This window comes from Halalkalibacterium halodurans (assembly GCF_004376175.1).
GTDB lineage: Bacteria > Bacillota > Bacilli > Bacillales > Bacillaceae_D > Halalkalibacterium > Halalkalibacterium halodurans.
The window spans coordinates 49583-63212 of sequence record NZ_SNUY01000007.1 but is presented as its reverse complement, the minus strand read 5'-3'; the positions used below and the strand labels follow the sequence as shown (position 1 = coordinate 63212).

15 protein-coding genes are annotated in these 13630 nt (G+C 43.6%); 11 read left to right on the top strand and 4 right to left on the bottom strand.

Translation table 11 applies throughout. The features are described 5' to 3' along the window. Positions 1-30: 30 nt before the first annotated feature. Positions 31-1142, bottom strand: a protein-coding gene (locus tag E2L07_RS03820) for an IS3-like element IS655 family transposase (RefSeq protein WP_134228893.1) whose coding sequence is annotated in 2 segments (ribosomal slippage) — positions 31-893 and positions 893-1142 — 1113 coding nt in all. Because the reading frame shifts where the segments join, the coding sequence is not laid out codon by codon here. A gap of 705 nt (positions 1143-1847) precedes the next feature. Between E2L07_RS03820 and E2L07_RS03815 the strand changes: the two genes are divergently transcribed. Then, positions 1848-2174 (top strand): hypothetical protein, encoded by a 327-nt coding sequence (locus E2L07_RS03815; protein WP_134228892.1) that lies wholly within the window; start codon positions 1848-1850, stop codon positions 2172-2174. A gap of 312 nt (positions 2175-2486) precedes the next feature. On the opposite strand, the gene E2L07_RS03810 is transcribed toward E2L07_RS03815, so the two are convergent. Genes E2L07_RS03810 through E2L07_RS21125 form a run of 3 tightly spaced genes read right to left on the bottom strand, consistent with a single transcriptional unit; the run spans position 2487 to position 4337 of the window. Beyond that, the gene (locus E2L07_RS03810; protein WP_134228891.1) at positions 2487-3515 is read right to left on the bottom strand and encodes a DUF2332 domain-containing protein; all 1029 of its coding nucleotides are present in this window, start codon (positions 3513-3515) and stop codon (positions 2487-2489) included. Positions 3516-3537: 22 nt separating this feature from the next. Next, positions 3538-3891, bottom strand: coding sequence for a hypothetical protein (locus E2L07_RS21130; RefSeq protein WP_243854901.1), 354 nt, complete (start codon positions 3889-3891; stop codon positions 3538-3540). A gap of 53 nt (positions 3892-3944) precedes the next feature. Next, positions 3945-4337 carry a hypothetical protein gene (locus tag E2L07_RS21125; RefSeq protein ID WP_243854900.1) on the bottom strand — a complete coding sequence of 131 codons (393 nt, stop codon included), beginning with the start codon at positions 4335-4337 and terminating at the stop codon, positions 3945-3947. A 79-nt stretch (positions 4338-4416) separates the two neighbouring features. Between E2L07_RS21125 and E2L07_RS20725 the strand changes: the two genes are divergently transcribed. The 10 genes from E2L07_RS20725 (at position 4417) to E2L07_RS03760 (ending at position 13479) form a co-directional block, all read left to right on the top strand. After that, positions 4417-4593, top strand: coding sequence for a hypothetical protein (locus tag E2L07_RS20725; RefSeq protein ID WP_166740012.1), 177 nt, complete (start codon positions 4417-4419; stop codon positions 4591-4593). A 99-nt stretch (positions 4594-4692) separates the two neighbouring features. Next, complete coding sequence (locus E2L07_RS03800) at positions 4693-5127, top strand: NUDIX hydrolase (RefSeq protein ID WP_338121468.1); 435 nt, start codon at positions 4693-4695, stop codon at positions 5125-5127. Beyond that, on the top strand, positions 5127-5465 hold the full coding sequence (locus tag E2L07_RS03795) for a hypothetical protein (protein ID WP_134228890.1): 339 nt from the start codon (positions 5127-5129) through the stop codon (positions 5463-5465). The genes E2L07_RS03800 and E2L07_RS03795 overlap by 1 nt, the downstream gene beginning before the upstream one ends. Before the next feature lie 166 nt (positions 5466-5631). Then, the gene (locus tag E2L07_RS03790) at positions 5632-6639 is read left to right on the top strand and encodes a LacI family DNA-binding transcriptional regulator (RefSeq protein WP_134228889.1); all 1008 of its coding nucleotides are present in this window, start codon (positions 5632-5634) and stop codon (positions 6637-6639) included. A gap of 73 nt (positions 6640-6712) precedes the next feature. Continuing rightward, the gene (locus E2L07_RS03785) at positions 6713-7699 is read left to right on the top strand and encodes a PfkB family carbohydrate kinase (protein WP_134228888.1); all 987 of its coding nucleotides are present in this window, start codon (positions 6713-6715) and stop codon (positions 7697-7699) included. A gap of 12 nt (positions 7700-7711) precedes the next feature. Beyond that, on the top strand, positions 7712-9226 hold the full coding sequence (locus E2L07_RS03780) for a glycoside hydrolase family 32 protein (protein ID WP_134228887.1): 1515 nt from the start codon (positions 7712-7714) through the stop codon (positions 9224-9226). A 134-nt stretch (positions 9227-9360) separates the two neighbouring features. Further along, positions 9361-10293 (top strand): ABC transporter permease, encoded by a 933-nt coding sequence (locus E2L07_RS03775; RefSeq protein WP_208401977.1) that lies wholly within the window; start codon positions 9361-9363, stop codon positions 10291-10293. A gap of 16 nt (positions 10294-10309) precedes the next feature. Beyond that, entirely contained in the window at positions 10310-11206 is an 897-nt protein-coding gene (locus tag E2L07_RS03770; protein ID WP_134228886.1) for a carbohydrate ABC transporter permease, read from the top strand. 27 nt (positions 11207-11233) lie between these two features. Further along, positions 11234-11845, top strand: coding sequence for a YesL family protein (locus E2L07_RS03765; protein ID WP_134228885.1), 612 nt, complete (start codon positions 11234-11236; stop codon positions 11843-11845). A 29-nt stretch (positions 11846-11874) separates the two neighbouring features. Continuing rightward, positions 11875-13479, top strand: coding sequence for an ABC transporter substrate-binding protein (locus E2L07_RS03760; protein ID WP_134228884.1), 1605 nt, complete (start codon positions 11875-11877; stop codon positions 13477-13479). Positions 13480-13630: the final 151 nt, after the last annotated feature.

The following is a 13630-nucleotide window of genomic DNA, read 5'->3' as shown; positions in this document are numbered from 1 at the left end:
TGGAATGTCAACACTAAATCGGACAATTATTTAAAGGTTCATTAACTTGTATTCAGTCGGTGTTAAGTAATCTAATGATCCATGAATTCGAATAGTATTGAACCAGTGAACGTAGTCAAAAAGTTCAAGGTCAAGTTCCTGTTGGCTAGAAAAAACCGCACCACGAACGAACTCTGTTTTGATCGTCTTAAATGTGGCTTCTGCGACGGCGTTATCATAGGGCGTTCCTTTCTCACTCAATGAACGCTCAATGCCAAAGGTTTCTAATGCCTGATCGATAAGTTTGTTCTTAAACTCACTTCCTCTGTCCGTGTGGAATAATTCGAGGCGCTGAAGATTGTATTTAACCGATGCAAAGGCACGTTGAACTAACTCAGCACTTTTATGAGGACCTGCGCTGTAGCCAATAATTTCACGATTATATAAATCTACTAATACACAAATATAATGCCATTTCTGTTGAACACGTACGTAGGTTAGATCACTGACAACGACTTTCAGTTCTTGCTCCTGATTAAACTCCCGGTTTAGTGTATTCCCAATTTCTGATTCATTACAGCTTGTTTTTGCTGGTTTAAACTGAGCTACTGTATATTTGGAAACCAGGCCCTGCTCCTTCATAATCCGCCCAATACGGCGTCTTGATACAGTCCAGCCTTTCTTTCTTAGCTCAATTTTAATCTTTCTTTGGCCGTAGTTATCACGGCTGTTCTTAAAAATATCAACGATCAGTTCCGACAACTCTTCATCCTGGTCGTCTCGAATTTTTGCTTCATAATAGTACGTACTTCGGGCCATTTGCAGGACATCGCACATTGCTGATACCGAGTATTTGTGGCGGTTGTTCCGAATCACATCTACTTTCGTCCCATGATCAGCGCGGCTTGCTTTAAAATATCATTCTCCATGGCAAGCTTTTGATTCTCTTTCCGCAGCCGAATCAACTCTTCCTGTTCGGGTGTACGGTTGTCTTTTTCTTCAAAGGATCCACTGTTCTGGTGCTGCCGAACCCACTTATCAAAGGCAGAAGGCGTCAGCTCGTATTCTTTGATAATTTCTGCACGGGGCTTGCCAGAAACATGAAGTTGAACGATTTGATCCTTAAATTCTTTTGTATAGCTTCTTCTCGGACGCTTGGTCATGTTTGATTCTCCTCAGAGTTTATTTGAATCAAGTGTATATGACCTTAACGAAACTGTCCAACTAAGTGTAACCTATTCAAATTATAACTTATGCAAAAAAGGATTATACTGTTTCGATGACCCTAGCGTCTTTGACGGTTGTTAGTTTAATGATACTAGGGGCAGGCTTCTTTTTATTCATGTTTGGCTAATATCACTTGTTTAACAAAGACATTGAACATGAGCTGTAAGATCTATTGCGCCCCCGCTATTTCATTGCGGGGGTCTTTGTTTCTCTACCTTTCTAAGCAATTTATTTGCTGGAAAACTAGATAGAGGAGTATTGAAAGGAGAACCCAAAAAGCTAAAGAAGAAAATTAGAAAATTATACCTCAAACATTCTTGACTGATAGAATGTTTGAATGTTAAACTGGAAGCAGTAGGGAGGTGAAAAACATAAAAACAATTACACTAAGGCTTGATGACGAGTTGCATAAAGAAGTCAAAATTAAAACAATTACAGAAGGAACAACAATGCAAGACTACATTGTTTCACTTATTAAGCAAGACTTGGAGAAGCCTTCTAAATGAACGCAATTAGGGAACCCGTCTCCCCTACCACAGAGACAACGGATTCCCCATCACACAAACCCTTTACAGGAGTGTGCTGTTATTATTATAGCAAGGGAGTTCTCCGTTGGTAAAGGGAAATATTGGAGGATTGCTATGATTAAGAGAACGGTTGTTGAAAAAGCATTTATCGGGATCATGGAAGAACGTATCCATCAAATGGCGCGAGAAAAAGCAATGAGCGATCCAGAATACATCTCAGTTGATGCGAAAAAGTCAAGTATATTTGAGCTATTAAGAGACTCCTTAACGACTGAAAAGCAGAAAAGGCTTCTTGATGACTTAGAAGCAGCTTGGACTTACGCAGGAGGATTAATGCAAGAGTTTGCATATCGCCAAGGGATTGAAGATAGCCATATGATTCATAAGGAATTAAGCAAGCTTGGAATCTCCGTTACAAAAGAGTTTAATCAAGGGGATTAAACACGTACCAGTTTCGGTGAGATTATGTTGTTTGCATCTCAATTAAACGTTGTTCCGTTGCGCCCCCGCTATTTCATTGCGGGGGTCTTTGTTTTTATCTTGCTTCAAATAGAGTCTAGTCAATTTATGCTTTAGCCTGATCCAGAGCCCTTACTATAGCTGTCTTCCATCCTCTAATGATACGCATATTCTTCAAACATTCCTCTGCATATGTCCGGGCTTCTCAAAGGTTCAAGAAGTGATCGTTGTTTTTCGATTCTAGAACTCTTGAAAATTCAAGTAACCGAGGTGAATTCTTGGACATTCCTATCGTTAGGCTAGCCATTTAAACCATCTTCCATGACCGTCAGTTTGGGCAATGATTTCGTTATCTTCCTTTCCGTAGATGAAGGAGTCAAGGTGGAGATCTCCGTCCCAGATGTTGTTATAAAGATGAAACACATCCCGGTTCTTCCCGATCTTTTTAACGATCGCTAATAATGCTTGTTTTTTATCTAGGGGCATTTGATTCGCTACGTGAGTATGGAAAATACAGATAGCCGAATCATTCGGAATGTGCTCGACAATCCGAGGGAGGTGTTCTACTCCATCACCTTCAATGAGGTGAAGGTCATCTTGATGCTTGTTTACGTAGCCGGAAGCCTGTTCGAATAACGCCCGCCTTTCTTGATGCTCCGGCCAGATTAACGCTTTTAGCCATAAGGTATCCTCTGTTTTTGATAAATCATTGATGTGTAAATCCAGTCCATATCGATACGTAACAGGAGGACTCACGTTGGGAAGAGGGGGCATGTTTTTCCCTTTTATTTCTGAGAAAATGTGTACCGCCGAATGATGATTTCCATACCGCTCATCCGCATGATAAGAGTAGGAGTAATGATCCCATAATAGCTGAAATCCTGCACTCGTTCCGATTTCAATCAATGCTAATGGCTTTTTCACCTTCTCATAAATATAGAAGAAAGTCGGATATAAATAGCCACAACGCCTCACTTCATTTGTCTGTACTTTTCTTTCGTTTAAGAGTGAAATCAATTGATCTTTATAGGTTAAACAAAAGCTCTTGAAGTACGGAAAGCTTTTTTGAGGTGGTTGTGGTTTCTCAACGATGCTAGGGTAAAACTCGCATAATGGGTGTTCCACCCCGTTAAGGAGAAGGAAATGAATCACGCCAAAAAATAAATTCGGGACAGGCTGTCCTTCTTTCGCATTCGAACTCAATGCCAGTAAGTCATGATCCTCCGCGATTTTGAGCGACAAATATTCGTAAAGGTCACTCGAACATGCACATTCAGCTTTTGCAAACGTGTTGAACCACGCGGATAGGCGGTTTGTATCCATCTCAATCATCCCCCGCATTCTTCTAATGTTTCAATCTAGTAGGGTTGTGAACCTCTAGCCATTTCTCAGACTCTTCTATCATCCAGCTGCCGAAGTGTTCTAAAAATCGGCTGATTTCCTTAGGATTGTCGACTGGGGCAATCGCGTATTGTAAGGCTTGTTTCATCTCAGCTCCTTTCTCATGATAATGTTTAGCAAAGATTTGATACGCTGGGTATAAGTCTCTTGTGTAACGGTGCTCTTTCTCGATGACTAGTGCGAGTCCAGCTCGAACGATGAGCTTCATAATCCAGATGCAACAATCAATAATATCTGCACGATCTTCATTATCCAAAAGGTCTTCTTTTGCTCGAATGATTTGCTGTTTTAACGGCAAAAGGTGTTCATTTCCGAGTGCCTTATCGGCTTTAAAGGATGGTAGATGGTTCGCTAAATCATCGCCGTATACACAAATGCTATAGTCTTGTTTAATAGATCTTTTAAGCTATAAAAACTGAACTCTATTCCGTTTACACCTTGATATTGATGATTCCGTATTCTTTCCGCCTCCTCTACCCATCGTAAATCTAATGACCCCGGGGCGACATGGGTAACAGCAAGAGTATCCAAATCAGACACTCCGTATATCCCTAAACCACGAGGAATGGAACCTCTAATATAGAGACTATGGATGTGATCCCCCATATGTAGCCGATAGTCTTCTACCACATCCTCGATGAGCGTCATGTGTTCAGGTTGAATCTTGGCTACACTCGCGTCATTTAAGATAAACCCTTGCTTATCTGTTGGACAGTAACGCCCAATGTTTTTGATAATGGTCAACCGATCCGCTCCTTTTTACCCTCATCTTAACGAAAATACCACAATGTGACAATGTCTATGCTAGAATGAGAGAGGATGAGTGAAGCAGCTAGGAGCCTTTTTGACAGGTCTTATTATTTCAGGTTTTGGGCTGAAATACGTACCCGTGGTTACTGGATTTTTCGAGGTCCTTGTCGGAATCGTTTTTCTCGTCTCTATTCGTTCGATGAGCCTTTCGGGCACGGACATGGGAAAAACGACAGCTTTAAAATCATAACTACAAGAAGATTTTGCTAAGGTAGAAGCAACAATAGTAGAACGTCACCGCTTTAAGAGGGGATTAAACAAAGGAGGATTGCCGATGAAATGAGTAGATGTGGCCTATGTGCTGCTTTTTGATGAAAAGAAAGAGAACGTACTTATGGTGAAAAACAAAGGAAAAGCCGATTCTTATTACACGCTTCCAGGTGGAATGGTGGAACCGGGTGAAACCTTGGAAAAAGCCGCGATTCGGGAAGTGAAAGAGGAAACCGGACTTGACGTGGAAGTGGGTGGGACCTTTTCCATCAGTGAAGTTTTTTTCGAGGAGAGTCAGCACCACGTAATTTTCTTTATGTTTCAAGGAACTATCATCGGTGGACAGCTGAACATTTCAATTCCAGAAGAAATTGAAGAGATTACGTGGATGGCTCGAGAAAAAGCAGAGGAGTACATACACTTTTCAAGTGAGATGAACGGTCTGATCAATCAGCCTTCCATCGTTCCTTACTTGCCGAGAGGGAAAGTGGTCACTAAAGTAGGAGGTTCCTAGTGAAGGGAAAATGGTGGTTTTTGTTTGTATTCATAATTTTGCTGTTAGCCGGCGCTTTCTTTATTCCAAACATGATTATGTATAATCATCTTACACAAGATGTAGTTGAACATGTAATGGAAAGTGAAGGTGTGACTGAATCTGAAATTGTAGCCCCTTATGTATATAAAAAGGGCTTTCCGCGTGTAGGGGTTTATTATACTTATGATCAAGATCATATTTATCTATATTCAAGAAATCAAGAGACTAATGAAATATTGTTTATGGAGAAAAGAGAGGTTGATCGAGTGGCAGATTATTGGGTGGTTCCTTACTTAAATAAAGTGAATGAGCTTTAGCAAGAAAAAGAGAAACGGATACAAAAACTTAACTAAATAAGGGCAAAGGGTTTTCTGATTATTTTTATTCCTCCATTGACAAAAAGTTCGGAATATTATAAGCTTCATTTAAACGATTACGTAGTATTTAAATCAATGATGAAAGCGCTTCGAAAGAGGAGAACTTATGGCGAGTATTAAGGATGTGGCAAAAAAAGCAAATGTGTCAACCGCAACCGTCTCTCATGTGATTAATGAGACGAGGTTTGTATCAGAATCAACGAAGGTGAAAGTCTTTCAAGCGATGAAGGAGCTAGACTATAAGCCAAACTTAGTCGCGAAAAGCTTGCGCAGTCGGAAATCTATGACGATCGGGCTAATCGTGCCGATGCTGCATATGGACACGTCAAATTTCTTTTTTATGTCGATCGCAAATGGGATTGAAACAATTGTGAAACAGAAAGGCTATAACCTCATTTTAGGGAATTCCCATGAAGATCTGCAGACGGAGCTTGAGCAAATTAAACTTTTTAATACCCAGTTAATTGATGGACTCATCATTGCACCGACGGCTTCCGACATCTCTCAGTATGACGGCGTTTTTTCCGGGGATTACCCCGTCGTCTTTATCGACCGGAAACCGCAGGGCTATGACGGCGATCTGGTGATGGCCGATGGGTATCAAGGCACGTTCCAAGCGATTGAAACACTCATTAAGAAAGGGCACGAGCGAATTGGCTTTATTTCAGGCTATTTAGGGATTACAACGAGTGATGAACGGTTGCGAGGGTATAAGGAAGCCCATGAACGCTATCATTTGGAAGTAAAGCCAACTTTTATTAAAGAAGGTCATCCTAATTTTCAGGAAGGGTACAATTTGGCCAAGAAATTAATCTCAGAGGAGCAGGTTACGGCCTTGTTTGTGTCGAATAATGTAATGACGATGGGAGCATTGCGGTACATCAATGAACATCAGATCAACATCCCAGAAGAAATCGCGATTATCGGCTTTGATAATTATGATTGGATGAAAATTACGACCCCACCACTATCCGTCGTCGAGCAGCCATCCTATGAAATAGGGGAGAAGGCGGTCCATGTTTTATTGGAGCGGATCGAGAAAGGGCATCAGAAGCGATCAGATAAAAAGTCGATCTTACTGCCGACCCAATTGATTTCACGTGACTCTGTGTAGTGGAGAGCGATCTCCTATGCTCATGACGTAATCGATTACGTAAACGTTTAAATTAAACTGACGAGGTGTGATCATGGCGGATATACTGTGCTTTGGCGAGCTATTAATCGATTTTGTCCCGTTAAAAAACGGAGACAAATTAAAGGATGTTCATCAGTTTCAAAAAGAGGCAGGCGGTGCCCCTGCTAATGTGAGTGCAGCGATCGCTCATCTCGGCGGTCACGTATCCATGATTGGAAAGGTAGGGGCCGACCCATTTGGTGACTTTTTAATCGAGACGCTTCGCAAAAAAGGGGTGGACACAAAACCCCTTTTGCAAACAACAGAGGCGAAGACCGCTCTCGCCTTCGTATCCTTAGACAATGATGGTGAACGGGATTTTCTCTTTTACCGTGAGCCGTCAGCCGATATGCTGTTCAAACCTACTGATTTACAAGAAGAGTGGTTTAAACGTGCGGCTATCTTTCATTTTGGCTCAATTTCGCTCATTACCAATCCGGTGAGAGAGGCGACACTTCAAGCCATACACTACGCGAAGCAAAACGAGATGATCATTAGCTTTGATCCGAACATCCGGCTGCCGTTATGGGGAGATGAACAGCAAGCAAGGGAGGCCATTCTCGGGCAGGTTCCCAATGTAGACATTTTAAAACTAAGTGAAGAGGAGCTGGCCTTCTTAACTGGCGATGAGGAAGAACTCACTGCCGCCAAATCCTTGTTCATAGGCTCGGTCAAGCTCGTGCTCGTGACAAAGGGAGAAGCTGGCTGCGCGTATTACACGAAAACAAGCTCAGGCTATATGACAGCCATCAAGGTGAAAGCGGTCGATACGACGGGAGCAGGAGATGCTTTTGTGGGCGGATTTCTTTATAGACTTGCCCCGTTGCTCAAGTATGAGCTGTTGCAAGACATTCTAAGCGATCCAGACTTGCTTGAGATGCTTTTAACGTTTGCCAATGTTTGCGGGGCGTTAACGGCTACAAGAAGAGGGGCGATTTCCGCGTTACCGAGACTTGAAGACGTACAATCATTATTGAAAGACCAAATAAACAGAGTGTGAGGAGTGGGTACGGTGCCAAATGTAAAAAGACCGACAGATAGAGTGAGCGATTATACGGAAAAGTACCGACCGCAATTTCATTTTACCCCCGAGGAGAATTGGATGAATGACCCGAATGGGCTCGTCTATTATGCGGGTGAATATCATTTGTTTTATCAGTACCATCCGAATGGCCGGAAATGGGGACCGATGCATTGGGGTCACGCCGTGAGCCAAGATCTGCTAAGGTGGGAGCACCTGCCGATTGCCTTGGAGCCCGATGAGTATGGAATGATTTTTTCAGGGAGTGTTGTTGTCGATTGGGAGAATACGTCAGGACTATTCACTGGTGGTGAGGGACTTGTCGCCATTTTTACCCACCACGATGAACAACTGGGGATACAATCTCAGAGTCTTGCATATAGCCAGGACAAAGGCCGAACATGGCAGAAGTATGACGGCAATCCGGTGCTCACCAATGGAGAAGAAAAGGATTTTCGCGACCCAAAAGTGTTTTGGCACGATGACACGAACAAGTGGGTCATGGTGGTAGCGGCAGGACAAAAAGTGATGCTGTACGGCTCGAAAAATCTTATCGAGTGGGATTACTTGAGCGAATTCGGTAGTACAGACGGTGCCCATGGTGGTGTGTGGGAATGCCCAGACCTTTTCCCGCTTCCAGTCGACGGGAATCATGCAAAGAAAAAATGGGTGCTGCAAGTGGATTTAGGCGCAGGGGCGATTGCAGGCGGTTCCGGTGGTCAATATTTTATCGGCGAGTTTGACGGCGTGTCCTTTACCAATGATCGTCCGGCATCTGAAACGTTATGGGTCGATTACGGACGGGATTTTTACGCAGCTCAGTCGTTTTCCGATCTACCAAGTGCGGACGGCAGGCGAATATGGCTCGCGTGGATGAGCGATTGGACATATGCCAATGAATTGCCGACTAACCCGTGGAGGAGCGCGATGTCAATTCCTCGTGAAGTGGGGCTTCGAGAAACGGTCAATGGAGACATTACATTGGTGCAACAGCCGATTGCCGAATTGCGTACCCTCCGTCAGAGCAAGCTCGTGATAGAAAATGAAATGGTGGATGAGACGGTGAATGTGCTAGCCAATCAAGCGGAAAATGTATTTGAAATTGTCGCAACAGTCGAAAATCTCACCGCCTCAGAATTTGGCTTTAACGTGAGGAAATCCTCTGGTCACGATCAGGGAACTATTATCGGCTATCGGACGAATGATCAGCAAGTGTTTGTCGATCGTGAACATTCAGGTGAGAGCGAGTTCCATCAGGCGTTTAAAGGTCGGCATTCAATACAGGTGAAAGGAGAAACAGGCTGTGTGACGTTCCACATCTTTGTGGATAAATCTTCTGTTGAGCTTTTTTTAAACGATGGCGAAGTGGTCATAACCGATTTGATTTTCCCAGAAGATGATAGCAAGGCTATGGAATTTTATGTGAAAGGGGGAGAGGTGAGGTTAGTTTCGTTAGAGCTTTATGCGTTGCAGAGCACGTGGGAGCACGTGACAGGGAGGAAATAAAAACGTTTACGTAATCGTTTAAATCAAAGCGCGTATTTGAGACTTTGAAGAAAAAAAGGAGGGAAGGCGCCGTGGAGCCAGCAGCAAAGAAACAAACCTTCTCGCAGCAGCCGCCACAAGTTCCTTTGCACCCAGTGAACAACTCTAAGCCAACAAGACGACAGAAAAATAAGCGCTGGAAACAAATCAAACAAAATTGGGAGCTTTATTTGTTCCTGCTGCCTACGCTAGTTTACTTTATTGTCTTTCACTATATTCCGATGTACGGCGTGCAAATTGCCTTTCGTGACTACTCCCCGGGCCTAGGGATTACCGGAAGTCCGTGGGTAGGGCTTGAACATTTTATCCGTTTTTTTGAGTCATATCAATTTTGGGATCTAATGTATAACACCTTTTCCTTAAGTGCGTTGCAATTAATTCTAACTTTCCCGACGCCGATCATTGTTGCGTTAATGCTGAATCAATTGGTGTTCAAACGGTATAAAAAATTTGTCCAAACGGTCATTTATGCGCCGCATTTCATCTCCGTCGTAGTGTTAGTCGGGATGGCCTACGTGTTTTTCTCGAATAATGGATTAGTGAACAACTTTTTAATGCTAGTAGGCGTGGAGCCGATTCGCTTTTTGGCAGAGGCGTCGTGGTTTAAACCGCTCTACGTTGGTTCAAGTCTTTGGCAGGAAACAGGCTGGGCCGCGATTATTTATTTAGCTGCCCTTGCCGCGGTAAATCCTGAGGTTCATGAGGCCGCGATAATGGACGGTGCAAACAAGTTTCAACGGATTCTTCACGTCGATATACCAGCCATCCTCCCGATTGCGGTGATTTTGCTCGTCTTATCCGTTGGAAACATCATGAATATTGGATTTGAAAAAGCGTATTTGCTGCAGACACCGCTGAATCAAAGTGCATCTGAAATCATCCCAACCTATGTTTATAAGGTCGGTCTTCAGCAAGCACAGTATAGCTTTGCCGCTGCTGTCGGTTTATTTAATGCCGTGATTAATCTCTTCCTGCTATGGTATGTCAATCGAGTCGCCAAACGCCTTTCAGGTAGCGGCTTATGGTAAAGGAGGGTGGAAAAAGATGAGCTTGTCCACAATTAGACGATCAAAGGAAGACAAACTGTTTGATGTGATCAACATCACGCTTTTAACGCTCATGTTGCTTGCGGTTCTTTACCCGCTCTATTTTATCGTCATTGCCTCTATCAGCAATCCCGATCGCATTTTTGCTGGGGATGTGTGGCTCTACCCGGTGGAGATTACGTTCGAAGGGTATTCCCGTATTTTCCAAGACGGGAAAATTTGGACCGGTTATAAAAATACGATTATCTACACGGTGCTCGGTACTGCTCTTAATGTCAGCCTGACGTTAACAGCAGCCTATGCTTTGTCACGCAAAGACTTTTACGGTCGCACGTTTTTCATGATGATGTTCGTGTTTACGATGTTTTTCTCAGGTGGCTTGATTCCGACTTACTTGGTTGTCCAAAACCTTGGGATGGTCAACACGATGTGGGCGATGATCATTCCGAAGGCGGTGGCGATTTGGAATATTATCGTCGCAAGGACGTTCTTCCAGGCGACGATCCCGCAGGAAATGCTAGAGGCCGCAAAGGTTGATGGATGCTCCAATACGAAGTTTTTCACGAAGATTGTCTTACCTTTGTCGAAGCCCATTATTGCTGTCATGGTTCTGTTCTATGCGGTTGGACATTGGAATTCGTACTTTGATGCTCTCGTCTATTTAAACGATGAAAGCCTGTACCCGCTTCAACTCATTTTGCGGAACATTCTAATCCAAAATGAGGCTGCGGCCACGATGGTCGGCGACTTAGAGTCGATGGCTGCCCAACAACGAATTGCTGATTTGATTAAATACGGGGTGATTATCGTCGGAAGTTTGCCACTTCTCATCGTCTATCCGTTTGTGCAAAAATACTTCGTTCAAGGCGTCATGATTGGTGGGATTAAAGGTTAAGTCCTGCCATATAAGGAGAGATGACTAATGAGTTTGTTAGATTCCAAGCTCTATCAACTAGTAGAACGCTGCGTGAATTTCTTTCTTTTGAACTTGTTATGGCTTCTTGCTTGCTTGCCTGTTATTACATTCGTTCCGGCTACATTAGCAATGTTTGGTGTACTTCGTGATTGGCATATGAAAAAAGAAACGAATGTGCTGAAGCCATTTATTCACCATTGTCGAAAAAACGTGAAAGTCAGTATCGGTCTCACCTTGGTGTGGCTACCGCTTGCGGGACTTTTATTTGCCAATCTACCATTGTTAAAGCCAATGGAATCCATTGGCGGTTTCGGTGTCACAGTACTTATTGGCTTCATGTTGATCCTTTTCAGCTTTACAACGGTGTATTTATTTCCGGTTATTGTTCATTTTGACTTGCCGGTCGTGCATTTAGTTCGCAATGCGTTTTTGATCGCGACAAGTCAACTTAAATATACAAGCTTAAGCGTGGGCGTTATCGTTTTAGCTGGATATTTCATTTATCAGATCCCTGTATTGATGGTGTTCATGACGAGCTTTACGTGTTATGCGATTTATGTTCTTTGTTATGAAGCGTTCAAAAATGTAGGGGCAGCATACGACGGGTTTCAAGGATAGCAAACGATATAAAAAGGGGGCGCATGTAAATGAGAAAACGATTAGCTGTATGTTTACTAATCATGGCACTGATGGTAGGGGTGATCGCGTGTTCAAACAGCACTGGCAGTCAGGAGGGCGACGGTGAAGGAGCCCATGAGTTTCATCGAGAGGGATTGCCGATCGTCGATGAAAAAGTCACGTTAAAGTTTGTGTCACCAAAAGCGCCATTAGCACCAGATTTTAATGAAATGGAAATCATTCAATCGTTAGAGGAGATGACCAATGTCCATATCGCTTGGGATAATATCCCTGGTGATGGCTATGAAGAACGAAAAAATTTAATGCTTGCGAGCAACGATCTCCCCGATGCTTTTTACAATGCTGAGTTTTCCGATCATGAGATTGTCAAATACGGTCAAGCAGGTACGATCATCCCGTTAGAAGATTTAATTGAGGAGTACGCGCCAAACCTGCAAGCCATCTTTGAGCAACGCCCAGAGCTAAAAAGTATGGTAACGGCTCCTGATGGCCACATTTATTCGTTGCCGAAAGCGGAAGAGATGGGATTAGCCGCGGTCCCGAACTTTACATCGATCAACAAAGCTTGGTTAGATGAGCTAGGACTTGAGATGCCGACCACCCTTGATGAACTTGGGGATGTGCTCCGTGCCTTTCGCGATGAAGATCCGAATGGCACTGGAAAGAAGGATGTCATTCCTTTTAGCTTTATGCACAATCACTGGACAGGGAACTTCGGCGATATGTTTGCCGCCTTCGGGATTCCAGATAATGTGGATCATCGTATCGTTCGCGACGGTAATGTCATTTTTACTGCTGTTCAGCCAGAGTATAAAGAAGCGATTGCCTATTTCCACGATTGGGTGGATGAAGGGCTAATTGATCCAGAAGCATTTACCCATGATGTCAGTCAATATTTTGCTAAAGGGAAGACGAACCCACCAACGCTAGGTGCCTACATTTGGTGGGAGACAGAGGAAATTGTTGGGCCGGAGCGTGCGGACGACTATGTGCTCTTACCACCGTTAGAAGGGCCAAATGGTCATCAAATGGTCGGTCGATCGAATTACTCCGAATACGATAGAGGCGCGTTCGTGATTACATCTGCGAACAAGCATCCGGAAATTACGATGCGCTGGGTCGATCAGCTCTATGATCCGAAGATGTCCGCGCAAATAAGTTGGGGTCCGATCGGGATCATTTATGAGGAAGATGAAAAGGGGATGCTCGTCAATAAAGAGCTAGACGAAGGCGTTGCGATGGGCGAACTGCGGCAAAAAGTAGCACCGAACGGTCCGACGGTCGTACTAGCTGAGCACTTTGGAACGGTTGTCGATATGGAACCGCGTGCGAAGCAGCGTCTGAACGACATTGAAGAAGTGTATGCTCCTTATTTAGTGGAAGAGAATTACCCAGATATCTTTTTCACGGAGGAAGAGCTTGACCGCATCAACCGTTTGGAAATGGAAATTTTAGATTTCGTGAATCAGCAACAAGCCCTTTGGTTGTTAAATGGCGGAGTTGAGGAAGAATGGGATTCGTATGTGAACCAGCTTGAGAGAATGGGGCTTGATGAATTAATGGAGATTTATCAAGAGGGCCTCGATCGTTTTAACGAAAATTTATCACAATAACCGTCCGTAAAACTCCCGCCTCAAAATAGAGAGCGGAGCTGAATCTATTTAGGCGGGAGATAACGGACGCTAATGTCCTGATTCACTCAACGCCCACTGATTAAAGGTTCGTTTTATAAGCAGCAAGTCTATGAGCCGGAGCTGAATCTAC

What these genes read in the sequence shown, in the direction of transcription:
- E2L07_RS03770 (WP_134228886.1), top strand. Translation starts at nt 10,310, where the DNA reads ATGAGCTTGTCCACAATTAGACGATCAAAGGAAGACAAACTGTTTGAT.
- E2L07_RS03785 (WP_134228888.1), top strand. Translation starts at nt 6,713, where the DNA reads ATGGCGGATATACTGTGCTTTGGCGAGCTATTAATCGATTTTGTCCCG.
- E2L07_RS03760 (WP_134228884.1), top strand. Translation starts at nt 11,875, where the DNA reads ATGAGAAAACGATTAGCTGTATGTTTACTAATCATGGCACTGATGGTA.
- E2L07_RS03810 (WP_134228891.1), bottom strand. Translation starts at nt 3,515, where the DNA reads ATGGATACAAACCGCCTATCCGCGTGGTTCAACACGTTTGCAAAAGCT.
- E2L07_RS03790 (WP_134228889.1), top strand. Translation starts at nt 5,632, where the DNA reads ATGGCGAGTATTAAGGATGTGGCAAAAAAAGCAAATGTGTCAACCGCA.
- E2L07_RS03765 (WP_134228885.1), top strand. Translation starts at nt 11,234, where the DNA reads ATGAGTTTGTTAGATTCCAAGCTCTATCAACTAGTAGAACGCTGCGTG.
- E2L07_RS03815 (WP_134228892.1), top strand. Translation starts at nt 1,848, where the DNA reads ATGATTAAGAGAACGGTTGTTGAAAAAGCATTTATCGGGATCATGGAA.